This window comes from Nocardioides sp. (assembly GCF_035503875.1).
Lineage (GTDB): Bacteria > Actinomycetota > Actinomycetes > Propionibacteriales > Nocardioidaceae > Nocardioides.
The window spans coordinates 48,907-73,060 of record NZ_DATJTA010000082.1; the positions used below are offsets into that span (position 1 = coordinate 48,907).

The 24,154-nt window shown below is 71.5% G+C and carries 24 protein-coding genes and 2 tRNA genes; 22 read left to right on the forward strand and 4 right to left on the reverse strand.

Annotated features, from left to right (window positions below):
- Nucleotides 1-71: 71 nt before the first annotated feature.
- Nucleotides 72-1,094, reverse strand: coding sequence for a mechanosensitive ion channel family protein (locus VMF51_RS19450; protein ID WP_325476119.1), 1,023 nt, complete (start codon nt 1,092-1,094; stop codon nt 72-74).
- Between the two features lie 78 nt (nt 1,095-1,172).
- Between VMF51_RS19450 and VMF51_RS19455 the strand changes: the two genes are divergently transcribed.
- The 3 genes from VMF51_RS19455 (at nt 1,173) to VMF51_RS19465 (ending at nt 2,622) form a co-directional block, all read left to right on the forward strand.
- Complete coding sequence (locus tag VMF51_RS19455; RefSeq protein ID WP_325476120.1) at nt 1,173-1,541, forward strand: hypothetical protein; 369 nt, start codon at nt 1,173-1,175, stop codon at nt 1,539-1,541.
- A complete protein-coding gene (locus VMF51_RS19460; protein WP_325476121.1) occupies nt 1,528-1,923 on the forward strand; it encodes a DUF5130 family protein in 396 nt (131 codons plus the stop codon). The genes VMF51_RS19455 and VMF51_RS19460 overlap by 14 nt, the downstream gene beginning before the upstream one ends.
- Before the next feature lie 159 nt (nt 1,924-2,082).
- Nucleotides 2,083-2,622: a signal peptidase I gene (locus VMF51_RS19465; protein ID WP_325476122.1), complete on the forward strand. Its 540-nt coding sequence runs from the start codon at nt 2,083-2,085 to the stop codon at nt 2,620-2,622.
- A 33-nt stretch (nt 2,623-2,655) separates the two neighbouring features.
- On the opposite strand, the gene pepN is transcribed toward VMF51_RS19465, so the two are convergent.
- Complete coding sequence (gene pepN / locus VMF51_RS19470; protein ID WP_325476123.1) at nt 2,656-5,211, reverse strand: aminopeptidase N; 2,556 nt, start codon at nt 5,209-5,211, stop codon at nt 2,656-2,658.
- A 209-nt stretch (nt 5,212-5,420) separates the two neighbouring features.
- Between pepN and VMF51_RS19475 the strand changes: the two genes are divergently transcribed.
- From VMF51_RS19475 to VMF51_RS19490, 4 genes are read left to right on the forward strand one after another with little or no spacing between them, the layout of a single operon-like run.
- Complete coding sequence (locus VMF51_RS19475) at nt 5,421-7,046, forward strand: CHAP domain-containing protein (protein ID WP_325476124.1); 1,626 nt, start codon at nt 5,421-5,423, stop codon at nt 7,044-7,046.
- Nucleotides 7,047-7,067: 21 nt separating this feature from the next.
- Nucleotides 7,068-8,408, forward strand: a complete 1,341-nt coding sequence (chrA, locus tag VMF51_RS19480) for a chromate efflux transporter (RefSeq protein WP_325476125.1) — start codon at nt 7,068-7,070, stop codon at nt 8,406-8,408.
- A gap of 37 nt (nt 8,409-8,445) precedes the next feature.
- On the forward strand, nt 8,446-9,051 hold the full coding sequence (locus VMF51_RS19485; RefSeq protein WP_325476126.1) for a DsbA family protein: 606 nt from the start codon (nt 8,446-8,448) through the stop codon (nt 9,049-9,051).
- Between the two features lie 28 nt (nt 9,052-9,079).
- Nucleotides 9,080-10,138: a peptidoglycan recognition protein gene (locus tag VMF51_RS19490; RefSeq protein WP_325476127.1), complete on the forward strand. Its 1,059-nt coding sequence runs from the start codon at nt 9,080-9,082 to the stop codon at nt 10,136-10,138.
- Here the strand turns inward: VMF51_RS19490 and VMF51_RS19495 are convergent.
- Nucleotides 10,135-10,806 carry a GOLPH3/VPS74 family protein gene (locus VMF51_RS19495; protein WP_325476128.1) on the reverse strand — a complete coding sequence of 224 codons (672 nt, stop codon included), beginning with the start codon at nt 10,804-10,806 and terminating at the stop codon, nt 10,135-10,137. The two genes, VMF51_RS19490 and VMF51_RS19495, sit on opposite strands and share 4 nt — an antisense overlap.
- A gap of 24 nt (nt 10,807-10,830) precedes the next feature.
- On the opposite strand from VMF51_RS19495, the gene metG reads away from it, so the two are divergent.
- From metG to VMF51_RS19510, 3 genes are all read left to right on the forward strand, one after another.
- Nucleotides 10,831-12,615, forward strand: a complete 1,785-nt coding sequence (gene metG / locus VMF51_RS19500) for a methionine--tRNA ligase (RefSeq protein ID WP_325476129.1) — start codon at nt 10,831-10,833, stop codon at nt 12,613-12,615.
- Between the two features lie 510 nt (nt 12,616-13,125).
- Complete coding sequence (locus tag VMF51_RS19505; RefSeq protein WP_325476130.1) at nt 13,126-14,412, forward strand: HNH endonuclease; 1,287 nt, start codon at nt 13,126-13,128, stop codon at nt 14,410-14,412.
- Between the two features lie 111 nt (nt 14,413-14,523).
- Nucleotides 14,524-14,820 carry an excalibur calcium-binding domain-containing protein gene (locus VMF51_RS19510; RefSeq protein WP_325476131.1) on the forward strand — a complete coding sequence of 99 codons (297 nt, stop codon included), beginning with the start codon at nt 14,524-14,526 and terminating at the stop codon, nt 14,818-14,820.
- Between the two features lie 87 nt (nt 14,821-14,907).
- On the opposite strand, the gene VMF51_RS19515 is transcribed toward VMF51_RS19510, so the two are convergent.
- Entirely contained in the window at nt 14,908-15,126 is a 219-nt protein-coding gene (locus tag VMF51_RS19515; RefSeq protein WP_325476132.1) for an antibiotic biosynthesis monooxygenase family protein, read from the reverse strand.
- Between the two features lie 158 nt (nt 15,127-15,284).
- Here VMF51_RS19515 and VMF51_RS19520 point away from each other — a divergent pair, with 158 nt between their 5' ends.
- The 12 genes from VMF51_RS19520 to VMF51_RS19575 all read left to right on the forward strand — a co-directional run bounded on the left by VMF51_RS19520 (nt 15,285) and on the right by VMF51_RS19575 (nt 24,096).
- The gene (locus tag VMF51_RS19520; protein WP_325476133.1) at nt 15,285-15,788 is read left to right on the forward strand and encodes a SigE family RNA polymerase sigma factor; all 504 of its coding nucleotides are present in this window, start codon (nt 15,285-15,287) and stop codon (nt 15,786-15,788) included.
- Entirely contained in the window at nt 15,781-16,911 is a 1,131-nt protein-coding gene (locus VMF51_RS19525; RefSeq protein WP_325476134.1) for a hypothetical protein, read from the forward strand. The genes VMF51_RS19520 and VMF51_RS19525 overlap by 8 nt, the downstream gene beginning before the upstream one ends.
- A gap of 23 nt (nt 16,912-16,934) precedes the next feature.
- Nucleotides 16,935-17,504 (forward strand): hypothetical protein, encoded by a 570-nt coding sequence (locus VMF51_RS19530; RefSeq protein ID WP_325476135.1) that lies wholly within the window; start codon nt 16,935-16,937, stop codon nt 17,502-17,504.
- Complete coding sequence (locus VMF51_RS19535; protein WP_325476136.1) at nt 17,504-18,406, forward strand: alpha/beta hydrolase; 903 nt, start codon at nt 17,504-17,506, stop codon at nt 18,404-18,406. The genes VMF51_RS19530 and VMF51_RS19535 overlap by 1 nt, the downstream gene beginning before the upstream one ends.
- Before the next feature lie 13 nt (nt 18,407-18,419).
- A complete protein-coding gene (locus VMF51_RS19540) occupies nt 18,420-18,929 on the forward strand; it encodes a ribose-5-phosphate isomerase (RefSeq protein ID WP_325476137.1) in 510 nt (169 codons plus the stop codon).
- Complete coding sequence (locus VMF51_RS19545; protein ID WP_325476138.1) at nt 18,922-19,767, forward strand: Fpg/Nei family DNA glycosylase; 846 nt, start codon at nt 18,922-18,924, stop codon at nt 19,765-19,767. The genes VMF51_RS19540 and VMF51_RS19545 overlap by 8 nt, the downstream gene beginning before the upstream one ends.
- A 34-nt stretch (nt 19,768-19,801) precedes the next feature.
- On the forward strand, nt 19,802-20,902 hold the full coding sequence (locus VMF51_RS19550; RefSeq protein WP_325476139.1) for a PP2C family protein-serine/threonine phosphatase: 1,101 nt from the start codon (nt 19,802-19,804) through the stop codon (nt 20,900-20,902).
- Between the two features lie 120 nt (nt 20,903-21,022).
- Nucleotides 21,023-21,096: transfer RNA gene (locus tag VMF51_RS19555), tRNA-Gly, on the forward strand.
- A gap of 33 nt (nt 21,097-21,129) precedes the next feature.
- A tRNA-Pro gene (locus VMF51_RS19560) sits at nt 21,130-21,202 on the forward strand.
- Nucleotides 21,203-21,241: 39 nt separating this feature from the next.
- Nucleotides 21,242-22,633 carry a trigger factor gene (tig, locus tag VMF51_RS19565; protein ID WP_325476140.1) on the forward strand — a complete coding sequence of 464 codons (1,392 nt, stop codon included), beginning with the start codon at nt 21,242-21,244 and terminating at the stop codon, nt 22,631-22,633.
- Between the two features lie 194 nt (nt 22,634-22,827).
- The gene (locus tag VMF51_RS19570) at nt 22,828-23,430 is read left to right on the forward strand and encodes an ATP-dependent Clp protease proteolytic subunit (RefSeq protein WP_325476170.1); all 603 of its coding nucleotides are present in this window, start codon (nt 22,828-22,830) and stop codon (nt 23,428-23,430) included.
- Nucleotides 23,431-23,433: 3 nt separating this feature from the next.
- Nucleotides 23,434-24,096 carry an ATP-dependent Clp protease proteolytic subunit gene (locus VMF51_RS19575; protein ID WP_325476141.1) on the forward strand — a complete coding sequence of 221 codons (663 nt, stop codon included), beginning with the start codon at nt 23,434-23,436 and terminating at the stop codon, nt 24,094-24,096.
- The last annotated feature ends 58 nt before the right edge of the window (nt 24,097-24,154 follow it).

Below are 24,154 nucleotides of genomic sequence, written 5' to 3' on the forward strand. Positions count from 1 at the left end.
ACCGACCCGGCGCGAACTCGCGCCGGGTCGGCACCACACTCACGCCGGCTCGGCGGTTTCCGGGGGGAGGGTCAGGAGGTGGGGGAGTCCTCGGACTCCGCTGCGGCCCTGGTCTCCTCGCGGTGCCAGACGACCCGCTGTGCGAAGGGGATCTCGATGCCCTCGTGGTCGAAGCGGGCCTTGATCCGCTGACGCAGGGCACGGGCGACGCTCCACTGCTCGTTGGGCAGCGTCTTGATCAGCACCCGCAGGTGCACCGCGTCGGCGGCCAGCAGCTCGACGCCGGTCACCTCGGGCTCCTCGATCACCACGCCCCGGAACTCGTCGTCGTTCCACAGGTCGTGGGCGATCTCGGCGAGCACCTTCTGGACGCGGACCAGGTCCTCGCCGTACCCGACGGAGACGTCGACGACGGCGCGGGACCAGTTCTGGCTCATGTTTCCGACCCGCATGATCTCGCCGTTGGGGACGTACCAGACCGTGCCGTTGAGGTCGCGCAGCCGGGTCACCCGCAGGCTCACGGCCTCGATCGTCCCGGTGGCCTCGCCGACGTCGACCACGTCGCCGACGCCGTACTGGTCCTCGACGATCATGAAGATGCCGGACAGGAAGTCCTTCACGAGCGACTGGGCGCCGAAGCCGAGCGCGAGGCCGATGATGCCGGCGCTGGCGATGATCGGGGCGATGTTCACGCCCAGCTCGCTGAGCACCATGGTGCCGAACATGGCGACGAGGACGCCGGTGATGATGCTCTTCAGCAGGTCGCCCATGGTCTTCGCGCGCTGCACGCGCCGCGTCGAGGTGGTCACGTCCCGGGCCAGCGAGCCCTCGCCGCCCGACGGGCGGTGCCGGGTGAACCGGCCGCCCATCCGGTTCGGGAGCACGCCCTCCTCCGCCCGCAGGACCAGCCGGTCGACGAGCTTGTGCAGGACCCAGCGGATGATGAGGCCCAGCAGGACGAGGCCGGTGATCGCGAGCGGCGTGCCGATCAGCACGTCGGCGACCTCGGCGACGGTGTCGTTGCCGGTCCAGTCGAGGGCCGCGTTGCAGACCTGCTCGCCGTCCGCGCAGGGGTCAGTGGTCAGCGCAAACATGCGCTCCAGTATTCACATCGGGCAAGGGTGGGCCGAACCGTCCGTGTGCTCGCGAGCACCGACCGATATCCTGCTCGCGTGAGCACCCAGCCCGTGACCTCCCGCACCGTCGCCACCGTCCGTCGTACGACGATCCTCCTCGGCAGCTCGGCCGCGCTCCTCGCGCTCGCCGGCCCCGCGAGGGCGGACGTCGCGGAGGGGTGGTCGGACCCCGCGCCGGTCGACGGCGTCGAGGCCCTGCTGCTGCTCGGTGGGATCCCGCTCGCCCTCGGTCTGATCATCATGGCGATGGTCTACGTGCCGGCGATGGTCCGCGGGGAGCGGATCGCCCCGAACGCGCCGCTGGTCGAGAACCAGTGGATCGGCGGCCCGCGTCAGGGCACCGCCGAGCTCGCGGCCCCCGACGGCGCCGACTCCCAGGCGGGTGGAGCCAGTGCCCGCTGGTGACCCGTTCACCAAGTCCGAGCGCTTCGCGCTCGACGACGCCATCCGCAAGGCCGAGCAGCAGAGCCGGCTGGAGTTCTCGGTGTTCGTCGGGAACGCGGAGGGCGACCCTCGGGCGTTCGCGACCAGCCTGCACAACTCGCTGGTCGTCCCGACGCGCAGCATCCTGATCATGGTGGACCCGACGCGACGGGTCCTGGAGGTGGTCACGGGCGGCTTCGTCCGCCGTACCCTCTCCGACGCCGAGGTCGAGCTGGCCGTGCTCGCGATGCAGTCCGAGTTCGTCGAGGGTGAGCTCGTCGGCGGCCTGCTGCGCGGCATCAGCCTGCTCGCCGAGCACGCCCGCGCCCCCGAGACGCTGCACGCCGGTCCCGAGCAGGGCTGAGCCGGAGCCGACCCGTTCCGGGCAACGGCCGGTCAACAGTCTCGCCACGGTCTTGCCACGCCCGATCCACACGGGCGTGATCGGGCTCACAATCGATCCGTCGGCGCGGACGGACCGCGTTCGACCCTCAGATCCCGTCCGGTCCCGCCGGAGGAGCGCGTGCCCGAGCTCGTCCTCGACAAGCGACGCCGGCGGCGGCCCCGCCCCTGGCGTGTGCTCGTCGCCGTGCTCGCGGTCCTGGCGGCCCTCGGCGTCCTCGCCCTGGTGCTCCCGGAGCCGTTCGGGGGCCGGCTGAGCGGGGCCACGGTCGCGGGCAGCTCGATGGCGCCGACCTACGAGGACGGTGACGTCGTCGTGGTCTGGCGCGCCGACGACTACCGGCCCGGCGCCGTGGTCGCGTACGCCGTCCCCGCGGGCCAGGTGGGCGCGGGCGGCACCGTCGTGCACCGGGTGATCGACGAGACCGCCGCGGGCTACCGCACCCAGGGCGACCACAACCTGCGCCCGGATCCCTGGGTGGCGCCCGACGGTGAGATCCGTGGCCGGGTCGTCTGGTCCGTGCCGAACGGGAGGGTCGTGCTGCCCCGGGTCGCCGGGGCGTCGGCGCTCGTCGCGGTCGCCGCGCTCGTCGTCCTGGTGGTACGCCGGGTCAGGCGGCGCCACCGAGCCGCGCCGTCCCTCCCGACCCGCCCGGACTGACCACGGGGGCAGTCCGGACGGGTGGGACGGGTGTCAGGACCGGGCGTCGAGCTCCTGGGCGGCCAGGGCACGCGCCACGTCGGCGCGTCCTTCGCGCACGTACCGCTTCGCGCCGGCGGGAGCGGGGGAGGACTCCAGCCACGCGTCGACCCGGTCGAGGAGCTCGCGGCTGGCCAGCGGCTTCGGGAAGATGAACTCCAGCGCCTTCGCCGCGCGGTGGGTGCCGAGCTGGTCCCAGGCGGACTCGGCGGCGGCGAGGTACCGCTCGACGTACGGCGCGAGCACGGCGTCCTGCCGCGGCCGCTGGAACGACAGCACCACCGAGAGCGCCGTCTCGTTCGGGGTGGACGGGTCCTCCATGGCGATCCGCCAGGCCTCGGCCTTGGTCTCGGCGGTCGGGATCGCGGCCCGGGCGCCCGCGGCGTGCTCCTTGCCGGAGATGGTGTTGTCCTGCGCCAGCTCGTCCTCGATCCGGGAGCCGGCCCGGTCGTTCGCGGCCAGGCCGGTGATCAGCGACCAGCGCAGGTCCTGGTCGACGGCCAGCCCCTCGAGGACCAGTCCGCCGTCGAGCAGCGCCTCGAGGTCCCCGATCGCCTGCTCGCTGTGGGCCGTGGCGGCGTAGCTGCGGACGAAGGTGAGCTGCTGGTCGCTGCCCGGCTCGGCGGCCAGGGCCAGCTCCCGCAGGCCGGACTCCCAGCGCGCGGTCAGCTCGGCGCGCCGCGCCGGGGCGGAGTACGACGACACCGTCTGCGCGGCGTACGTCGGGATCCGGCTCACGCCCCAGGCGTCGGTCTCCTGGCCGATGTTGGCCAGCACCAGCTCGACGAAGTCCGTCGCCCGCAGCTCGGCGTCGCGGGTCATGTCCCAGGCCGCGCCCCAGATCAGCGCGCGGGCCAGGGAGTCGTCGAGCTTCGAGAGCCCGGCGACGGCGGTGGCGAGCGAGCGCTCGTCGAGGCGGATCTTGGCGTAGGTGAGGTCGCCCTCGTTGAGCAGCAGCAGGTCGGGCTGCCGGACCCCGGCGAGCTGCGGCACCTCGGTGCGCTCGCCCTCGACGTCGATCTCGAAGGAGTCGCGTCGGACCAGCTTCCCGCCGGCCTCCTCGCCGGCCCAGTCGTAGAGACCGACGCCGATCCGGTGCCGGCGCAGGGTCGGCCAGTCGGGGTGCGCGGACTGGAGGACGGCGAAGCCGGCGAACGTGCCGTCCCCGGCGAGCTCGAAGGACGGGGTCAGCGTGTTCACACCCGCGGTCTGCAGCCACTCGGTGGCCCAGCCGCTGAGCTCGCGGCCGGAGGCCCTCTCGAGCGCGGCGAGCAGGTCGGTGTACTCGGCGTTGGCGAACGCGTGGTCCTTGAAGTACTGCCGCAGCCCCGCGAGGAACGGCTCCAGACCGACCCAGGCCACGAGCTGCTTGAGTACCGACGCGCCCTTGGCGTAGGTGATCATGTCGAAGTTGACCTCGACCGCGTGCAGGTCGTGGTTGTCCGCGGCGATGGGGTGCGTCGAGGGCAGCTGGTCCTGGCGGTAGCCGGTCTGCTTGCGCGCGTTGGTGAACCCGGTCCAGGCGTCGGTGAACTCCGAGGCCTCGACCTCGGCCCAGTAGCAGGCCCACTCGGCGAACGACTCGTTGAGCCAGAGGTCGTCCCACCACTTCATCGTCACGAGGTTGCCGAACCACATGTTGGCCATCTCGTGCAGGATCATCGAGGTGCGGAACTCGTAGAACGACTGCGGCTGGCGCGAGCGGGGGAGGTACTCGTCGCGGATGGTCACGCAGCCGGCGTTCTCCATCGCGCCCATGTTGTACTCCGGCACGTAGAGCTGGTCGTACTTCCCGAACGGGTAGGGGAAGTCGAACTGCTCCTCGAAGAACGCGAAGCCCGCCTTGGTCAGCTCGACCAGCGCCTCGCGGTCGAGGTGCTCGACGAGCGACTGGCGGCAGTAGTGGCCGAGCGGGATGTCGCCGTGCTTGCCGTGGTAGACGTCCTGGACCTCGTGGTACTCGCCCGCGACGACCGCCGTGATGTACGTCGACATCGGCTGCGTGGGCTCGAAGCTCCACAGCGCGACCCCGTCGGAGACCGGCGTCGGCTCCGGGGTGGGGGAGTTGGAGACGACCTTCCAGTGCGCCGGCGCGGTCACGCGGAACGTGAACGGGGCCTTCAGGTCGGGCTGCTCGAAGGTGGTGAAGACGCGTCGGGCGTCAGGAACCTCGAACTGCGAGTAGAGGTAGACCCGGTCGTCGGCGGGGTCGACGAAGCGGTGCAGCCCCTCGCCGGTGTGGGAGTAGGTGCAGTCGGCGCGCACGACCAGCTCGTTGTCGGCCTGCAGGCCACTCAGCGTGATGCGGCTGTCGGCGTACGCCGTGGCCGGGTCGATCGACTCTCCGTTGAGCGTGATCTCGTGGATCGTCGCGTCGACCAGGTCGGCGAAGGTCGCGGCACCGGGCTCGGTGCTCGTGAAGCGGATGGTGGTCGTCGACCCGAAGGTCGTGGCGCCGGTCGTGAGGTCCAGGTCGATGGAGTACGACACGACGTCCAGGAGGGCGGCGCGGGTGGCGGCCTCGTCCCGGGTGAGGTTGGTTCCAGGCATGCGCTGCATCCTGCCACCGGCCCGGCGCGCGGACCCAGCGGCCACCCTCGGCGCCGGCGCGTCCGGCATGTGGACAGTCCGGATGGCGACCATCGCGAGGCCCGATTCGCCGGAAAGTCTCGGCGTGTCGCGTGGACAAGCAAACGAATTACATGATTGTAGTTCTCGTTCGGCGTGTCGCGCTTGACTTTTTTCACTATGGTTCTCCCGTGCATCACCAGTCACAGGAGCCACGGCGGTTCCACCTCACCGCCGCGATCGGCCTGCTCGCACTGCTCGGTGGCCTGCTGGTGCTGCCCTCGGCGCCGGCCACGGCGGCCTCGACGTACCTGTGCACCGGCTACTCCGGGTGCGCCAACGCCGGCTACTCCCACGCGGGCTACCGGGCCGCGCGCACGACCATGTACTGGCAGATGTACGCCGGTCACAACTGCACCAACTACGCGGCGTACCGCGTGGTGAAGAACGGCATGCCGAACAAGCGGCCGTGGACGGGCAACGGCAACGCCAGCAACTGGGGCGTCGCGATGGCGCGGATCACCGACACCAAGCCGATGGTCGGCGCGATCGCCTGGTGGAAGGCCAACGTGCCGGGAGCCGGGTCCAGCGGCCACGTCGCGTACGTCGAGCAGGTCGTCTCCGCCTCCGAGATCGTGGTCTCGGAGGACAGCTGGGGCGGCGACTTCCACTGGCGCCGGATCACCAAGAGCGGCAAGGGCTGGCCCAGCGGGTTCATCCACTTCAACGACAGGGTCCTCGCCTCGACGAGCCCGCCGACCGTCGCCGGCACCCCGAAGATCGGGACCACCCTCTCGGCGAACCAGGGCGCGTGGAACCCGGCCGCGACCTACAGCTACCAGTGGGCGGTCGAGGGCAAGCCGATCGCCGGTGCGACGGCCCGGACCTACACGCCCACCGCGGACGTGCTGCGCAAGCCGCTGAGCGTGACCGTGACCGCAACGAAGAACGGCTACCAGCCCGGCCGGGCCGTCGCCAGCACGGGCGCCGTGGCCCCGGGCTCGATGGCCAACCCCGTCGCTCCGGTCATCAGCGGCACCCCGCAGGTCGACGAGGTCCTCCAGGTCTCGCTCGGCACCTGGAGCCCGGCCCCCGTCACCAAGGGCGTGCAGTGGTACGCCGACGGCGTGGCCATCCCGGGTGCGAAGAGCTGGTCGCTGCCGCTGACCCAGGCCTTCATCGACAAGCGGATCACCGCCGAGGTCTCGGCGCGCGCGACGGCGTACAACCGGGGCACGGTCAGGACCGCCGCGACCACGCCGGTCCTCGCGGGCGTGATCCGGGAGGTCACGCCGTACACCCTCGCGGGGGCGGCGGGCCACGGCCGGGTGCTGACGGTCAGGCCGGGCACGCTCGAGCCCGCCGACTCCACCGCGACGTACACGTGGCTGCGCGACGGGGTGCCGATCCCGGGCGCGACCGGTGCGACGTACCGGCTCGCCGCGGCCGATGTCGGCAAGCGGGTCACGGTGCGCCTCGACGTCGTACGCCGCAGTTTCCGCAGCCTCAGTCGCGTCATGACGGTCGGCAACGCGAAGGTCACGACCCGACCGACGGTGAAGGTCAAGCCGGTCGGGAAGCCCGGCCGCGCGATCGTCACCGTCCGGCTGCGGGCGCCGGGGATCGACCCGTTCACGGGGCGCGTCTCCGTCCGGATCGGCTCGCGCACCGAGGTGGTGCGCATCGTCGACGGGAGGGCGCGGGTGGCGTTCACCGGCCTGCGTCCCGGGGTGCAGAACATCCAGGTCCGCTACACGGGCACGAAGGTGATCAAGTCGGTCAAGGGCAAGAGCAGGGTCCGGATCCCGAAGGGCTGAGCCGTCCGGCAGACTGACCGCGTGCGGGACACCCGTCGGGACCTCGTCCCGCTTCGCGAGGCGACCCGGGCGTGGTTCCGGATCTCGCTGCAGACCTTCGGCGGGCCGGCGGGCCAGATCGCCGTCATGCAGCGCGAGCTCGTCGACGAGCGGCGCTGGCTGGGCGAGCGGCGGTTCCTGCACGCGCTGAGCTACTGCATGCTGCTGCCCGGACCGGAGGCCCAGCAGCTGGCCGTCTACTCGGGCTGGCTGCTCAACGGCTGGCTCGGCGGGCTCATCGCGGGTGTGCTGTTCGTGCTGCCGGGCGTCGTGGCCCTGCTCGGCCTGTCGTGGCTGTACGTCGCCCACGGTGACAGCGTCATCGTGACCGGCCTCTTCCTCGGCCTGGCCCCGGCGGTGCTGGCCGTCGTGGTCCAGGCCGTGATCCGGATCGCCGGCCGCGCGCTGCGGCGGCGGAGCCTGGTCGCCCTGGCGGTCGCGTCGTTCGTCGCCATCGCCGTGCTCGGCGTCCCGTTCCCGCTCGTCGTCCTGGGCGCCGGCATCGCGGGTTGGCTGATCGGCCGCCATGGGGCGCTGGAGGAGCAGTCCGAACCCGACGACGGACCGCCGCCGCTCGTCCCCGACGACGCCCTGCACCACGTGGCACCGACCTGGCGCCGCAACGCCTGGGTGCTCGGCCTCGGGTTGGCGGTCTGGGTGGCCCCGGTGCTGGTCGCGGTGCTGCTCACCGGACGGAACAGCGTCTACACCGACCAGGGCGTGTTCTTCGGGGGCCTGGCACTGGTGACCTTCGGCGGCGCGTACGCCGTGCTGTCGTACGTCGCCCAGTCGGCGGTCGAGACGTACGGCTGGCTCTCCGCCAACGAGATGGCCAAGGGGCTCGCGCTCGCCGAGTCCACGCCCGGGCCGCTGATCATGGTCGTGCAGTTCGTGGCGTTCCTCGGCGCCCACCGCGATCCCGGCGGGATCGACCCGTGGGCGGCGGCGGTGATCGGGTCGCTGCTGACGGTGTGGGTGACCTTCGTGCCGAGCTTCCTGTTCATCTTCCTCGGTGCGCCGTACGTCGAGCGGCTCCGCGGCAACCGCGCCCTCGCGGCGGCCCTCGCCGGCGTCACGGCGGCGGTGGTCGGCGTGATCGCGAACCTGGCGCTCTACTTCGCGGTCCACACGCTCTTCGCGGAGACCTCGCGGATCGGCGGCGAGCATCTCGGGCTGCTCGTGCCCGTGTGGTCGTCGTACGTCTGGCAGGCGCTGGCGGTCGCGGCGATCGCCCTCGTGCTCGTCCTGCGGCTGCGCTGGTCGGTGCTGCGCACCCTCGGCTGCTGCGCGCTGCTGGGGCTCGCGCTCCAGCTGACGACCTGAAGGAATCGGCACCTCGGTCCGGTTGTTGACTGTGACCATGACGAAGACCAACGCCGACTTCTGGTTCGACCCGCTCTGCCCGTTCGCCTGGATCACCTCGCGGTGGATCCTCGAGGTCGAGAAGGTGCGCGACATCGAGGTCACCTGGCACCTGATGAGCCTGGCCTACCTCAACCAGGACAAGGACATCTCCGACGAGTACCGCGAGCTGCTCAAGGACGCCTGGCAGCCGGTGCGCGTGGTGATGGCCGCGGAGCAGCAGCACGGCAAGGAGGTGCTGGCGCCCCTTTACACCGCGCTCGGCACCCGCAAGCACGACCAGGGCGGCACCTACGACCGCGCCACCATCGAGGCCGCGCTCACCGACGCCGGCCTGCCGACCTCGCTGGCGGACGCGATGGACGACTCGTCGTACGACGACGCGATCCGCAAGTCGCACCACCTCGGGATGGACCAGGTCGGCGACGAGGTCGGCACCCCCACGATCGCCATCGAGGGCACGGCGTTCTTCGGCCCGGTGCTCTCCTCGATCCCGCGCGGCGAGGAGGCGGGGAAGATCTGGGACGGTGCGGTCGCGTTGGCGTCGTACCCGTACTTCTTCGAGCTCAAGCGCTCGCGCACCGCACCCCTCGACTTCAGCTGAGTCGCCGAGTGCCGCAGGATGGGGCGGCATGCGGCTCTCGGGAATCGCCCTGTCCATGCTCACCGTGCTCGCGCTGCTGAGCGCGCCACCCGCCGTCGCGCACGGCCCGGCCCCGGAAACTCCCGCGGTCGGGGCGGTGCGCGTCGAGCCGTTCTCGATGGTCGGCGTCAGCTGGCGTGGCGGCGGTACGCCGGACGCGGAGATCCGCACCCGGAGCGCCGACGGGTGGAGCGGCTGGACGCACCTGCACCCGCTGACCGACGGCCCCTCGGCCGCGGCGGCCGAGGCGACCGGCGTGCGCGGCACCGAGCTGCTGTGGGTCGGGCCCTCGGACGCCGCCCAGCTGCGCACCACGGGGCCGGTCCCGGCCGGCCTCGACCTCGTCCTCATCGACCCGGGCACCCGGCCCGCCGACAGGGCGAAGGCTCCCGCGGCGGCCGGGGCCGCCCGGGTCGCCGCGCGGACGAGGGCGAAGCCCGACCGGGCGCCGCGCCCGCGCATCTACGCGCGCAGCGACTGGGGCGCCGACGAGGGCCTGCGCAACGGGTCGGTGCGCTACACCAACCGGCTCCGGCAGGTGCACGTCCACCACACGGCGACCGGGAACGGCTACTCGCGCAAGGACGTGCCCGCGCTCATCCGCGGCATGTACCGCTACCACACCCAGACCCTCGGCTGGTTCGACCTGGGCTACAACTTCCTGGTCGACCGGTTCGGCCGGGTCTGGGAGGGCCGCTCGGGCGGCCCGTCGAAGCTGGTGCAGGGGGCGCACACGCTCGGCTTCAACCGACGCTCCGTCGGCATCGCGGTGATCGGCAGCCACGACGACAACCGCGCCTCCGACCGGTCCCTGCTGATGGTCGCCCGCCTGGCCGCGTGGAAGCTCGACCGCTACGGCCGCCGGGCGACCGGCACGGTCGTGGTGGGCTCCGACGGGAGCGACAAGTACCGGCCGCGCCAGCGGGTCCGGCTGCCGGTGATCGACGGGCACCGCGACACGAACGACACCGCCTGCCCCGGCGACCGGATCTACCGCCGGCTCGGCGAGATCCGGCGCGTGGCGCAGCGGCGGATCAACCGCTTCTAGGAGCTGGTCACCGCGACCGACGTCGCCGCGGTCGCGGCGGCGATGGCCGCGATCGAGGCGCTGATCGCGTCGCGGACGGCCTTCGCCGCCCACGCCCCCTCGGCGACCGCCTTGGCCCGCTTGCGGACCTCGCGTGCGGGCAGGCCCTGGTGGTCGACGACCTTGTGCGCCCTGTCGATCGCCGACAGCAGCGCCACCAGGGCACCGGTCCGCTGGTCGGGCTCGACCCCCTGGACGAGCGTCGCGGCGAGGCGGCGTCGTACCTCCTCCTCGTGGCGGGAGTCGGCCGCGGGCCAGCGGGTTCGTGGGAACAGGCCGAGCACCTTGCTCTCGCGGCGTTCCAGGAGGCCACGCTCGACCAACCGGGCGGCGAGGGTGTCGCGCGCGCCCTTGCCGAGCCGGTCGACCAGCTCCTGCGCCGAGCGCGGCTTCTCCGCGACCACGTCGTACGCCGCCCGCAGCGCCGCGTCCTCCGGCGGGTGCCCGGTGACGTGGACCTTCGCCGAGCGCCACACGCCCTGCTTCTCCTCGACCTCGGCGGCGCCGGTGGTCGCGAGCTCGATCAGCAGCGCGCCGCCCAGGACGGTCTGGGGGTACGCCGTGCCGTTCAGCGCCCCCGACTCGTCGTCCAGCAGCAGCAGGAGCAGGTCCTCCGCGATGAGCGTCATGTCGGCAACCCTAGGATCATCGCCATGACCCACGTCCTGTCCGCCGTCGCCTGGCCGTACGCGAACGGCCCGCGCCACATCGGCCACGTGGCCGGTTTCGGTGTGCCCTCCGACGTCTTCAGCCGCTACATGCGGATGGCCGGCCACGACGTCCTCATGGTCTCCGGATCCGACGAGCACGGCACGCCGATCCTGATCGCCGCCGACGAGGCCGGGCTGACCCCGCAGGAGCTCGCCGACCGCAACCACCGGATCATCGCCGAGGACCTGGCCTCGCTCGGCTGCACCTACGACCTCTACACGCGCACGACGACCCGCAACCACCACGCGGTGGTGCAGGAGCTGTTCCTCGGCGTCTACGAGAACGGCTACTTCGTCGAGCAGACGACGCACGGCGCGATCTCGCCGTCGACCGGCCGCACCCTGCCCGACCGCTACATCGAGGGCACCTGCCCGATCTGCGGGTACGACGGGGCGCGCGGCGACCAGTGCGACAACTGCGGCAACCAGCTCGACCCCGCCGACCTGAAGAACCCGCGCTCGAAGATCAACGGCGAGACGCCGGAGTTCATCGAGACCCAGCACTTCTTCCTCGACCTGCCGGCCCTGGCCGACGCGCTGAAGGAGTGGCTCGACGAGCGCGAGGCGACCGGCCTGTGGCGGCCCAACGTCATCCGGTTCAGCCAGAACATCCTGAAGGAGATCCGCCCGCGCGCCATGACGCGCGACATCGACTGGGGCATCGCCGTACCTCTGGACGGGTGGCGGGAGAACCCCACCAAGAAGCTCTACGTCTGGTTCGACGCGGTGATCGGCTACCTGTCCGCCTCGATCGAGTGGGCGCGCCGCTCCGGTGACCCGGAGGCGTGGCGTCAGTGGTGGAACGACCCTGAGGCCCTGTCGTACTACTTCATGGGCAAGGACAACATCACCTTCCACAGCCAGATCTGGCCCGCCGAGCTGCTGGCCTACTCGGGCAAGGGCTCGCTCGGCGGCACGCCGCGGCAGTACGGCGAGCTGAACCTGCCGACCGAGGTCGTGTCGTCGGAGTTCCTGACGATGGAGGGTCGCAAGTTCTCCTCGTCGAAGAAGGTCGTCATCTACGTCCGCGACCTGCTCAGCCGCTACCAGGCCGACGCGTTCCGCTACTTCGTCGCCTCCGCCGGCCCGGAGAGCCAGGACTCCGACTTCACCTGGTCGGAGTTCGTCCGCCGTACCAACGACGAGCTGGTCGCGGGCTGGGGCAACCTGGTCAACCGCACGGCCAACCTGATCGCCAAGAACTTCGGCGAGATCCCGCCGGCGGGCCCGCTCACGGCGGAGGACGAGGCCGTGCTCGCGGTCGCCGAGAACGCCTTCGGCGTCGTCGGCGACCTGATCGCCCGGCACCGCCAGAAGCAGGCCGTCGGCGAGGCGATGCGGGCGGTCGCGGAGGTCAACAAGTACGTCTCCGACACCGAGCCGTGGAAGATCAAGGACGACCCGGAGCGCCTCGGCACCGTCCTCCACGTCGTCGCCCAGTGCGTCGCCGACCTCAACATCGTGCTGGCGCCGTTCCTCCCGTTCGCGGCCAACGAGGTCGACCGCGCGTTCGGCGGCGCCGGCGACATCGCCCCGATGCCACGCATCGACGAGGTCGACGACCTCGACGGCGGCGCGCCGTACCCGATCATCACGGGGGACTACGCCACCGCGGTCACCTGGGAGCGCCACCCCATCAAGGTCGGCACCCCCGTCGCCAAGCCCACCCCGATCTTCACCAAGCTCGACCCCAAGATCGTCGACGAGGAGCTCGCCCGCCTCGCCTGACGCCGGTCGAGGTGTGAGGCGCCAGCGCCGCCCCACCCCCACGCTGGTCGAGGTGCGAAGGACGAAGTCCTGAGCCTCGAAACCCGGCGAGCCGAGAATCAGCACCAGGTACGACGGGCGCCGACCGTGACGCTGGTTGAGGTGTGAAGGACGAAGTCCTGAGCCTCGAAACCCGGCGAGTCGAGAATCAGGGTTGGGTACGGCGCTGGGTTGCGGTCTCCGTCCAGCACGCGGCTGCTTCAAGGATCACAGAGATAACGGGGTCACCGTGGGCGGCACTCGTCGTACCTGGTCGCGGTCACCTGCGGGTTGGCGGCTGCTTCGGGTCAACCGCTGTGGTCACCGCTGCGGAGAACCCGTACGACGACGCGTCAGTGACGCTGGTTGAGGTGCGAAGGACGAAGTCCTGAGCCTCGAAACCCGGCGAGCCAAGAGACGGCGCCGAGCGAGCGCACCCGTGGCTGTGGGCGAAGAACGCGGGCTGTCGGTGCCCGCGCCTACCATCTTCGTATGGCCACTCGGGAACTCCACGACTGCGACAACGCATCCGCGTTGCTCGCCTACGTGGGCACCCGCCGCACCGTCGCAGCGCGAGCCGAGGCCGACCAGCTCGCCGCCGCCGTCGCCTGGGCCGGCATGCACGCCACCGACTCGCACGACGAGGCCGCGACCCTGGTCCCGGGCGCCGAGGACGCGCTGACGATCGCCGGCGAAGGCGCCCCGCTGGTCGCGGAGTTCTGTGTGTTGGAGTTCGCCGCCGCGCTCGGGCTCTCCTCCGATGCTGGCCGGATGTATCTGGGTGAGGCGGTCGAGCTGGCCCACCGCCTCCCGCGGCTCTACGCCAGGGTCCAGTGCCTGGACCTGCCGGTGTGGAAGGCGCGACGGATCGCCAAGTCCACCGTGGACCTCCCGATGGCTGGTGCGGCGTATGTCGACGCGCATCTGCAGGCGGTGGCGCACAAGGTGTCGATCGCCCAGCTTGACCGCACGGTCGAGGAGGCGCGGGTCCGCTTCGACCCCGACGAGGCCGAGGCTCGCCGGATCGCGGCCCAGGAGGGACGGCACTTCGACATCGAGACCCGCCAGGTCTCCTTCGACGGTTGCGTCGACGTGCACGGCACGTTGGATCTGGCTGACGCGCTCGATCTGGAGGACGCGGTCGCGCGGCGGGCGCATGACCTCAGTGCCCTGGGTCTGGACGCGCCGTTGGACGTCCGCCGCTCCATCGCGGTCGGTGACCTGGCTCGCCGTCAGCTCTCGCTGGACCTCGCGGCCGCCGACCCCGAGGATCGGCCCAGGGCCCGCCAGGTGCTGCTGCACGTGCACCTCTCCGAAGCAGCGCTCTCTGGTGGTAGCACGGATCTGGATCTGGCGCGGGTGGAGGAGACGCGCTCCTTCGTGTCGGCCGAGCAGGTCAAGTCCTGGTGTGCGAACCCGGACACGCAGGTGGTCGTGAAGCCGGTCATCGACCTGGCCGAGCACGTGCACGTGGACGCCTACGAGGTCCCGGATCGGCTCCGTGAGCGTCAGGTCCTGCTGCAGCACACGTGCGTGTTCCCCTGGTGCCAGAGACGAGCCCGCCGCGCGGACTGCGACCACATCGACCCCGCCGCCCGTGGCGGACCGACGTGCGACTGCAACATCGCCCCGCTGTGTCGACGACATCATCGCGGCAAGACGCACACGAGGTGGCGCTACGACAAGGTCGACGACACGTCGTTCGTGTGGCGAAGTCCGAACGGACTGCTCTTCCGGCGCGACCACCACGGCACGACCGAGATCCAGCCTCGACCCTGACGGCTACCAGCCCTCGGGGCCTCGGGCGCGCCCGAGGGCCAATCCACCCATTCGGCGGACAGCGGGGCCGCCGCTCTCGCACACTCCTGGTTCACCACCTGGAGGAGTCCCATGCAGCAGCACGCCCAGCGCACGCCCCGAAGCATCGCCACCGTCCTCGGGCTGGCGCTCGCCGCCACGCCGCTCGTCATCGTGACCACGTCGACGACGGCCGAGGCCGCGAAGCCCCGGACGTTCGCGAACTGCGACGCGATGCACCGCGTCTACCCGCACGGCGTGGGCAAGCCGGGGGCGCGGGACAAGACCTCCGGCAAGCCGGTCACGAGCTTCAAGCGCAGCAAGGCCCTCTACAAGGCCAACAAGAAGAGCGACCGCGACAAGGACGGGATCGCCTGCGAGAAGGCCTGAGCCGGGGAGCCGGCTCAGTCGGTGAGCGAGCGCGAGCCGGCGACGTCGTACTCCGCCACGGACGCGGCGAGCAGCGCTGCCTGCTGATCATCGGAGGGACCCGAGCCGCGGAAGGCCTCGACGTCGGCACCGCGTCTCCCAGCGTTCGTAGACGTTGACCCGTCCGTCGTCGAGCAGGTCGGGCGAGACGGCGAAGTCGAGGCACCCCGGGGCGGAGCGCGCGAGCTCGACCACGTGGCGGCAGCCGTCGACGTACGACGCCCGCTCGGCCGGGTCGACGATCAGATGGCCGGAGACGATGAGCATGCGGTTGCTGACCTGGCTGCGTCACCAGACTCATCGCACGCGGAGTGGGCGACGACCGGCCCGCCTGCTCGGACGGCGACGGTCGGCTCTCTAGACCAGTGCAACGCCCAGCCGGTCCGCCGCGTACGGGTGATGTGGAGACCGCGGAGGAGCCCAGCGTGACGTCCGAGGTGCCGCCCGACTTCGAGACCTGGGTGAGTGCGCGCGGGCCGGCCTTGCAGCGCTTCGCCCACCTCGTGACCGGGGCCTCCGACGCGCCGGACCTGGTCCAGGAGGCGCTCTCGCGTGCGTACCCGCGTTGGGCGGAGCTCGCCCGCACCGACACCGTCGAGGCGTACGTCCGGCGCAGCATCGTCAACGCCTCGGTCTCCGGCTGGCGCAAGACCCGGCGCCTGGTCGCCGTCGAGGACACCGAGCCGCACGTCCGCACGGCCGGCCCCGACCCGGCCGTCGCGGTGACCGACGCCGACCACGCCTGGCGGCTCTGCGCCGAGCTCCCCGTGACCCAGCGTGCCGCGGTCGTGCTCCGGTTCTACGAGGACCTGTCCTTCGCCCAGATCGCGCTGATCCTCGACTGCCCGGAGAGCACGGCTCGCTCCCACGTCCATCGCGCCGTCGCCGCGCTCCGCACCCGGCTCGAGCAGGAGAACACCGATGACTGAGGACCGCGCCGAGCAGGCCTTCCGCGACGCCTTCGCCCAGCACGCCGACGACCTGGTGACGCCTGGGCTGTCCGCCGTACGCCGGCGGCGCCGGTGGCCGGTCGTGGCGGCCGCCGTCGCGGTGCTCGCGCTGGTCGGCGGTGTCGGGATCGTGGCGGCCCTGCGGGAGGATCCGGTCACCAGGCCGGCGAACGAACCTGCGCCCGCGCCGGAGAAGGCCGACGTGCTTCCCGCAGCGCCCGACGGCTGGCGCTGGGCGACGTGGCGCGACCTCGCGGTGCAGGTCCCGGCGTCCTGGCGGGATGGTGGGGAGCCGAAGGGGGACTGGTGCGCGGATCGACCGAGCCTGCCGGTGAGTCACGCCGGCCCCTACGTCAGCCGTGGGAACTCCACGGTCACACTCGCGATCGGGTGCGGTCCCGAGGAGGAGCCGGCTCCCGAGGTCTTCGGGCCGGCCCCGCTCCGGCTGATGCAGCCCCACCTGACCCTGACCGAAGCTGGCGAGATGCCCGACGGCGATACCAGCCATCGTGGCTGGGTGGCTTCGTTGCACACCGTCGGCGGCGTCCAGCTGCGCCTCTACCTCGACGACACCGACCCGGCCTCGGCGCGGATCGCCCGGCGGGTGCACGCCTCCACCCGGACCTTCTCCACCGACGACCACGGGTGCGACGTGACCTCGCCGGTCCAGGCGGAGGCGCCGGTTCGGCCGGCCGAGGCCTTCGATGTCGCCACCGTGGCGCGGGTCGACTCGATCTCCGTGTGCCAGTACGACCGGCTCCGCGGCCTCGACGCCCCCGCGCTCATGGGCTCGCGCCGGGTCGAGGGCTCCGAGGCGGATGCGCTCCTCGCGGCCATCCAGGCGGCTCCCCTCGGAGGCGGCCCCGATCGGCGCAGCTGCCCGGAGGACGCGTACGGCGACGACGCGCTCGCCGTACGCCTGCACCACGACGGGACGACGGACGACCTGCACATGTACTACGACAGCTGTCGCGACAACGGGTACGACGACGGGACCTCCCGCCGCGAGCTCACGGCCGGTAACTGCTCCGCGCTGTTCGACGGACCCGTGGTCGCCCTGGTCTACATGTCCGAGCTCCATCGGCGCTGCGGGCGCCGGTAAGACGCTGCCCTAGTCTTCCGGCCATGCCCGCCGAGATGTACCTCCCGACGTTCTACGTCGCCCAGAAGTTCGCGATGACCTCCAACCAGTACCGCATCTTCGCTGCCAACCCCGACGGCAGCTTCGGGCAGCTGATGGGCTTCGCGCAGCAGAAGCGGATGGCGTTCAAGGAGGAGGTCACGTTCTACGCCGACGAGGCCAAGACGCGGGCGGTCTTCAGCTTCAAGGCGCGCAAGCGGATCGACCTGAACGCGGGCTACGACATCTTCGACGAGCGGGGCACGCAGCTCGGGTTCTTCCGCAAGGACTTCGGCAAGAGCCTGATGCGCTCGACCTTCCACCTCGAGGGTCCGGGGTACGCCGGCTCCGGGCAGGAGCGCAGCCAGGGCGTGGCGATCATCCGCCGGTTCACCGACCTTCCGTTCCTGCCGATCCACTTCGACTTCGTCGACCCGGGCGGCCAGGCGATCCTCGGGGTCGAGCGGCAGGGCTCGGTGCGCGACAAGTACACCGTGCACGTCCCGCACCCGGAGGTCGACTTCCGGGTCGCCGCCTCCGTCGCGGTCGGCCTCGACGCGCTGATGCAGCGCTGATGCTGTTCCCCGAGGCCCGCCGGGCGATCGAGTACGCCGCGGGCGACCTGCCCGTCTTCGACCCGTCGTTCGACATCGCGGCGGAGCGCGAGCGAGCCCGCGCGGAGGCGCTCGCCGCGCCGCGTGAGGACGTCAACGAGGTCCGCGACCTGGACGCCGACGGGGTCCCGTGCCGGCTCTACCGGCCGGCCGGCGCGCGGCCCGGCGTCGTCGTCCACCTGCACGGCGGCGGGTTCGTCCTCAACGACGTCGAGGTGCACGACGCGAGCGCCCGCCGGCTGGCCAACAGGTCCGGCCTCGCGGTCCTGAGCGTCGAGTACCGTCGTCCGCCCGAGCACCGCTTCCCGGCCGCGCCCGACGACGTCGACACGGTCCTCGGCTGGCTCGACCGGCACGCGCCCGAGCACGACCTCGGCGGTCCGGCGTACGCCCACGGCGACAGCGCGGGCGCCAACCTCGCGCTGGTCGCGGCGTTGCGCCATCCCGGTCGGTTCGCCGCCGTCGCGCTGATCTACCCGTTCCTCGACCCGACCGCGTCGTTCGAGTCCTACGAGAGCGCCGCCGACGGCTTCGACCCGCGCGAGGCCGCCTGGTACTGGGAGCAGTACGCCGGCCCCGGCGCCGACCTGACGGACCCGGACCTGGCCCCGTTGAACTCGGACCGCCTCCACACCCTGCCGCCGACGCTGGTCGTCACCGCCGAGCACGACCCGCTCCGCGACGAGGGCGAGCACCTCGCGCGGCTGCTCGCCGAGGCCGGCGTCGAGGTGACCGCGACCCGCTACCTCGGACAGGTCCACGGCTTCTGGCGTCACGACGCGGTGTTCCCCGCCGCCGAGCCGCTGATGCGGCAGGTGGCCGGCTTCCTCGACCTCCATGTCGGGTCCGCGCGAGGCGACTGAGAGAATCGCGCCCATGCGCGTGCACCTGGGCTCCGACCACGCCGGCCTCGACCTGAAGGACCACCTGGTCCGCTGGCTGACCGACCACGGCTACGAGCCGGTCGACCACGGCCCGTTCGTGTACGACGCCCTCGACGACTACCCGGTCTTCTGCCTGCGGGCGGCCGAGGCGGTGGCCGCGGAGCGCGCCGCCGGGCAGGACAGCCTCGGCGTCGTCATCGGCGGCTCGGGCAACGGCGAGCAGATCGCCGCCAACAAGGTCGTCGGCATCCGCTGCGCCCTGGCCTGGTCCGAGGAGACCGCCGCGCTGGGTCGCGAGCACAACGACGCCAACATCGTCTCGGTCGGCGGCCGGATGCACTCGCTCGACGACATGACCCGCTTCATCGAGGTCTTCCTCACGACCGACTTCACGGGCGAGGAGCGCCACGTGCGTCGCATCGGCCAGCTCGGGTCCTACGAGCAGACCCGCGAGCTGCCCGCGCTGCCGGAGTCGGCCGTCGGTCGCGGCCCCGATGCCTGAGGGGCACACCCTCCACCGCCTCGCGGGTGAGCTCACCCGCACCTTCGCCGGTCGCGTCGTACGGGTCGGCAGCCCCCAGGGCCGGTTCGCCGACTCCGCCGCGCTCCTGGACGGCCAGGTGCTCGAGGGCGCGGAGGCCTGGGGCAAGCACCTGTTCGTCGAGTTCCCAGCGGAGCGGTTCGTCCATGTCCACCTGGGTCTGTACGGCAAGTTCGACGTCCACGACGGCGTCGAGGAGGGCCCCGACCCGGTCGGACAGGTGCGACTGCGGATCGTCCGCTTCCAGACCACGGGAGCGGCGGCGTACGCCGATCTCCGCGGCGCCACCGCCTGCGAGCTGCTGACCGCCGAGCAGCGGGACGCGATCGTCGCCCGCTCCGGTCCCGACCCGATCCGCCCGGACGCCGACCCGGACCGCGCCTGGGAGCGGATCCGGCGCAGCCGGGTCACGATCGCCGGGCTGCTCATGGACCAGGCGGTGCTGGCCGGCGTCGGGAACGTCTACCGCGCCGAGGTGCTGTTCCGGCACCGGATCGACCCCTTCCGCCCCGGCAACACCCTGCGCCGCCCCCAGTGGCAGGCCATGTGGGACGACCTGGTGGAGCTGATGGCCGAAGGTGTGCGCACCGGCCGGATCGACACCGTGCGCCCCGAGCACACGCCCGAGGCGATGGGCCGCCCGCCGCGCAAGGACGACCACGGCGGCGAGGTGTACGTCTACCGCCGCCACGCCCAGCCCTGCCTGGTCTGCGGTACCGCGGTGCGGACCGAGGTGCTCGCCGGGCGCAACCTCTTCTGGTGCCCGCGCTGCCAGCGTCGGCACCGGCCCCGGCAGTAGGGTTGTGCGCACCCACCGACCACGAGGACCGGCGATGAACGCGGCGTACGACACCCTTCGGCCGGCCCGTTCCACCGCGCTGGGCCGGCGTTGGCGCGCGTCGTACCGCGGCGGCTTCGTGCGCGAGTACCGCCTGGTCGCGGCCCTGATGCTCCTCACGCTGCTCATCAACATCGGCGTCGCCTACGCGCCCGCGGCGTTCCCCTTCACCGCGCTCATGGTCCCGCTGCTGGTGGGCAGCCTGCTGCTCGGCCCGCGTCAGCTCCAGTGGTTCGTGATCTGGGTGATGCTGATGCTGATGGTCGCCCTGCTCAACCAGGAGACCCTGACCGCCCGGATCGTCGGGGCGACGGCCATCCAGTTCCTGATGGGCTTCATCGTGCTGCTGGCCTCCTTCCGGCGGACCCGCCTCGGCGTGGGCGGCGTGATGGGGGAGTCGATGCTGGTCGACCTGCGCGACCGGATCCTCAACCAGGGCGGCATCCCCGACCTCCCGCACGGCTGGTACGTCGAGTCCGCGCTCCGCTCCGCGGGAGGTACGCCGTTCGCGGGCGACTTCATGGTCGCCACCCAGCCCGTGCCGGAGCGTCTGGAGGTCGTCGTGGTCGACGTCTCGGGCAAGGGGGAGCAGGCCGGCACCCGGGCGCTGCTGCTCTCCGGCGCGTTCGGCGGTCTGCTCGGCGCGCTGCCCCCGGACCAGTTCCTCGGGGCGGCCAACGACTACCTGCTCCGTCAGGACTGGGAGGAGGGGTTCGCCACCGCCGTCCACCTCAGCCTGGACCTGCGCAGCGGCGACTTCGAGATCCGCACCGCCGGGCACCCACCCGCCGTGCACCGGGTGAAGGGATCGGGACGGTGGTCGGTGCTGCAGACCGAGGGGCCGATCCTCGGGCTGATGGTCGACGCCCGGTTCGGATGCGCGAGTGGCACCCTGAGCCAGGGCGACGCCGTGCTGCTCTACACCGACGGGATGGTCGAGGAGCCGAGCCGCGACATCGATCTCGGCATCGACCGGTTGCTGGGGGAGGCGGAGGGCCTGCTGCGCGGCGACTTCACCGGTGCGGCCGCGCGGCTGGTCGACGCCCTCGGGTCGCGCAACGACGACCGGGCGATGCTGGTGGTCAACCGGACCTGAGCGGACCCGGGGGAGCCGGGCCGTTTGGGGCGGAGCCGGGCTCGTGTGGCAGGATCTGTCCGATTCCCGGTGGCCGTCACGACGGTCTCCGGAGTCCGCGGGGGCGCAGCCCTCGTGCGCGCGGATGTAGCTCAATGGTAGAGCCCCAGTCTTCCAAACTGGCTACGCGGGTTCGATTCCCGTCATCCGCTCCAGGCGGCTCGTCGGGCAACCGGTGGGCAACTTGGCGGGGCGTAGCGTAGTGGCTAGCGCGCCTGCTTTGGGAGCAGGAGATCGCAGGTTCGAGTCCTGTCGCCCCGACGTACCACCCCACCATCCACCAGCAGTAGGAGAAGACCTGTGAAGAGCGCCGTCGAGACCTTGAGCCCCACCCGGGCCAAGCTGACCGTCGAGGTGCCCTTCGAGGAGCTCAAGCCGAGCCTCGACGCGGCGTACAAGCAGATCGCCCAGCAGATCAACGTCCCCGGCTTCCGCCGGGGCAAGGTGCCCCCGATGGTCATCGACCGCCAGGTCGGGCGCGGCGCCGTGCTGGACCAGGCCATCAACGACGCGCTCCCGAAGAAGTACGTCGAGGCGCTGCAGGCCAACTCCCTCGAGCCGCTCGCGCAGCCCGAGGTCGAGGTGACCAAGCTCGAGGACAACGAGGTGCTGGAGTTCACCGCCGAGGTGGACGTGAAGCCGACGATCGAGCTGCCGGGCTACGAGGGTCTGGCCGCCGAGGTCGAGGACGCCGTCGTCACCGACGAGGACGTCGACCAGCAGATCCAGTCCCTCCGCGAGCGCTTCGCCACCCTGGCGGACGTCGAGCGCCCGGCCGCCGACGGCGACTTCGTCGTCCTCGACCTCAAGGCGACGAAGGACGGCGAGGTGCTCGAGGGTGCCGAGGTCGCCGGCATGTCGTACCAGGTCGGTCGGGGCGGCATGCTCGACGGACTAGACGAGGCCCTGACCGGCATGTCCGCCGGCGAGGAGAAGACCTTCTCCTCCGAGCTCGTGGGCGGCGACCTGGTCGGCGAGGCCGTCGAGGTGCTGGTCGCCGTTTCGCAGGTCCAGGAGCAGGAGCTCCCCGACCTCGACGACGACTTCGCGCAGCTGGCCTCGGAGTTCGACACCGTCGCCGAGCTGAACGACGACATCCGGGTCCGCCTCGCCAACGGCAAGCGCCTCGAGCAGGCCGCCGCCGCCCGCGACGCCGTCCTGGAGGTGCTGCTCGACCAGGTCGAGGTGCCGCTGCCCGAGACCATCGTCGCGGACGAGCTGAACGCCCGCCGCCAGAACGTCGAGCAGCAGCTCGCGATGGCCGGCATCACCATGGAGAAGTACCTCGAGGACGAGAACCAGACCGTCGAGGAGTTCGAGGCCGACCTCGAGCGCCGGGTCCGCGACGCCGTCGCCGCCCAGTTCATCCTCGACGAGATCGCGAAGAAGGAGGAGCTCGGCGTCGACCAGCAGGAGCTCTCCCAGCACCTCGTCCGCCGCGCCCAGCAGTCCGGTCAGGACCCGCAGGAGTTCGCGAACCACATGTTCGAGCACAACCACATCCCCGACCTCGTGCAGGAGATCCTGCGCGGCAAGGCGCTGGCGACGATCGTGGAGTCCGCGGTCGTCAAGGACGCCTCGGGCAACGCGGTCGAGCTGAAGAACCTGCGCCCGGACGGCACCATCGGCGAGCCCGAGGCGGAGGCCGCCGAGGCTGCCGAGGGCGACGAGACGGCCGACGAGAAGGCCTGAGGCCGGCCCACCGCTTCAGAGGGCCGAGCCGGCGCGAGTTCGCGCCGGCTCGGCCCTTTCGCTTTGGTCCGGTCGCCTCCGGGGCGGGGAAATCCGCTGTTGGCGAACAGCCCGGGATTGTCCGTGGAAGTGTCGGCCCCACGGGCTAGGGTCGCTGCGTGACCCAGTACTCCAGCGACTCGCTCGACCACCGGATGGGTGGTGGCGGCCTCAACGTCCTCGACGACCACATCTACCAGCGTCTCCTGCGTGAGCGGATCGTGTTCCTGGGCTCGGAGGTGCGCGACCAGAACGCGAACGCGATCTGCGCCCAGCTGCTGCTGCTCTCCGCCGAGGACCCCGAGGCGGACATCTTCCTCCACATCAACTCCCCGGGCGGCTCCGTGGACGCCGGCATGGCGATCTACGACACGATGAACTACATCCCGAACGACGTCGCCACGGTCGGCATGGGCCTGGCCGCGTCGATGGGCCAGTTCCTGCTGTGTGCCGGCACCAAGGGCAAGCGCTACGCCCTGCCCCACGCGCGGATCATGATGCACCAGCCCTCCTCGGGCATGGGTGGCTCCGCCTCCGACATCAAGATCCAGGCCCAGCAGTCCCTGCACATCAAGAAGGTGCTGCTCGACCTGATCGCCGAGCACACCGGGCAGCCGATCGAGCAGGTCATCGCCGACGCCGACCGCGACCGGTGGTTCACCGCCGACCAGGCCCTCGAGTACGGCCTGGTCGACCAGGTCATCAAGAGCGCCCGCGAGGCCGCCGACGACGGCCGCCCGGCCCACAAGAAGGACTGACCCATGGCTGACATCACCGCGCCCGGCGGCCTGGCGCCCACCGGCCCCGCCGCCAACTACTACATCCCGCAGTGGGAGGAGCGGACGTCGTACGGCTTCCGCCGCATCGACCCCTACGGCAAGCTCTTCGAGGACCGCATCATCTACCTCGGCACGCCGATCTCCGACGACGTCGCCAACGCGGTCATCGCGCAGCTGATGTGCCTGGAGTCGATGAACCCCGACCAGGACATCCAGATCTACATCAACAGCCCCGGCGGCTCGTTCACGGCGCTGACGGCGATCTACGACACGATGAACTTCATCAAGTGCGACGTGCAGACGGTGTGCATCGGTCAGGCGGCCTCGGCCGCGGCGATCCTGCTGGCCGCCGGCACCCACGGCAAGCGCCTGGCCCTGCCGAACAGCCGGATCCTGATTCACCAGCCCTACACCGAGGGCACGTTCGGCCAGACCTCCGACATCGAGATCCAGGCCAACGAGATCCTGCGGATGCGCGAGCTGCTGGAGAAGATGATCAGCGACCACACCGGCCGGGACGCCGACCAGGTCAGCCGCGACATCGAGCGCGACAAGATCCTGACGGCGGACGCCGCCGTCGAGTACGGCCTGATCGACTCGGTCGTGGAGTCCCGCAAGGGCACTCCGGCGCTGAGCCGGTCCTGATCATTGCCCCGTGTCGGCCCCCGCAGGGGGCCGGCTCGGGGTACCGTCGTGAACAGTT

Coding starts and splice junctions, on each gene's coding strand:
- VMF51_RS19450 (WP_325476119.1), bottom strand. CDS start 1,094: ATGTTTGCGCTGACCACTGACCCCTGCGCGGACGGCGAGCAGGTCTGC.
- pepN (WP_325476123.1), bottom strand. CDS start 5,211: ATGCCTGGAACCAACCTCACCCGGGACGAGGCCGCCACCCGCGCCGCC.
- VMF51_RS19485 (WP_325476126.1), top strand. CDS start 8,446: ATGACGAAGACCAACGCCGACTTCTGGTTCGACCCGCTCTGCCCGTTC.
- VMF51_RS19490 (WP_325476127.1), top strand. CDS start 9,080: ATGCGGCTCTCGGGAATCGCCCTGTCCATGCTCACCGTGCTCGCGCTG.
- VMF51_RS19495 (WP_325476128.1), bottom strand. CDS start 10,806: ATGACGCTCATCGCGGAGGACCTGCTCCTGCTGCTGCTGGACGACGAG.
- metG (WP_325476129.1), top strand. CDS start 10,831: ATGACCCACGTCCTGTCCGCCGTCGCCTGGCCGTACGCGAACGGCCCG.
- VMF51_RS19505 (WP_325476130.1), top strand. CDS start 13,126: ATGGCCACTCGGGAACTCCACGACTGCGACAACGCATCCGCGTTGCTC.
- VMF51_RS19510 (WP_325476131.1), top strand. CDS start 14,524: ATGCAGCAGCACGCCCAGCGCACGCCCCGAAGCATCGCCACCGTCCTC.
- VMF51_RS19515 (WP_325476132.1), bottom strand. CDS start 15,126: ATGCTCATCGTCTCCGGCCATCTGATCGTCGACCCGGCCGAGCGGGCG.
- VMF51_RS19525 (WP_325476134.1), top strand. CDS start 15,781: ATGACTGAGGACCGCGCCGAGCAGGCCTTCCGCGACGCCTTCGCCCAG.
- VMF51_RS19530 (WP_325476135.1), top strand. CDS start 16,935: ATGCCCGCCGAGATGTACCTCCCGACGTTCTACGTCGCCCAGAAGTTC.
- VMF51_RS19535 (WP_325476136.1), top strand. CDS start 17,504: ATGCTGTTCCCCGAGGCCCGCCGGGCGATCGAGTACGCCGCGGGCGAC.
- VMF51_RS19540 (WP_325476137.1), top strand. CDS start 18,420: ATGCGCGTGCACCTGGGCTCCGACCACGCCGGCCTCGACCTGAAGGAC.
- VMF51_RS19545 (WP_325476138.1), top strand. CDS start 18,922: ATGCCTGAGGGGCACACCCTCCACCGCCTCGCGGGTGAGCTCACCCGC.
- VMF51_RS19550 (WP_325476139.1), top strand. CDS start 19,802: ATGAACGCGGCGTACGACACCCTTCGGCCGGCCCGTTCCACCGCGCTG.
- VMF51_RS19570 (WP_325476170.1), top strand. CDS start 22,828: ATGGGTGGTGGCGGCCTCAACGTCCTCGACGACCACATCTACCAGCGT.
- VMF51_RS19575 (WP_325476141.1), top strand. CDS start 23,434: ATGGCTGACATCACCGCGCCCGGCGGCCTGGCGCCCACCGGCCCCGCC.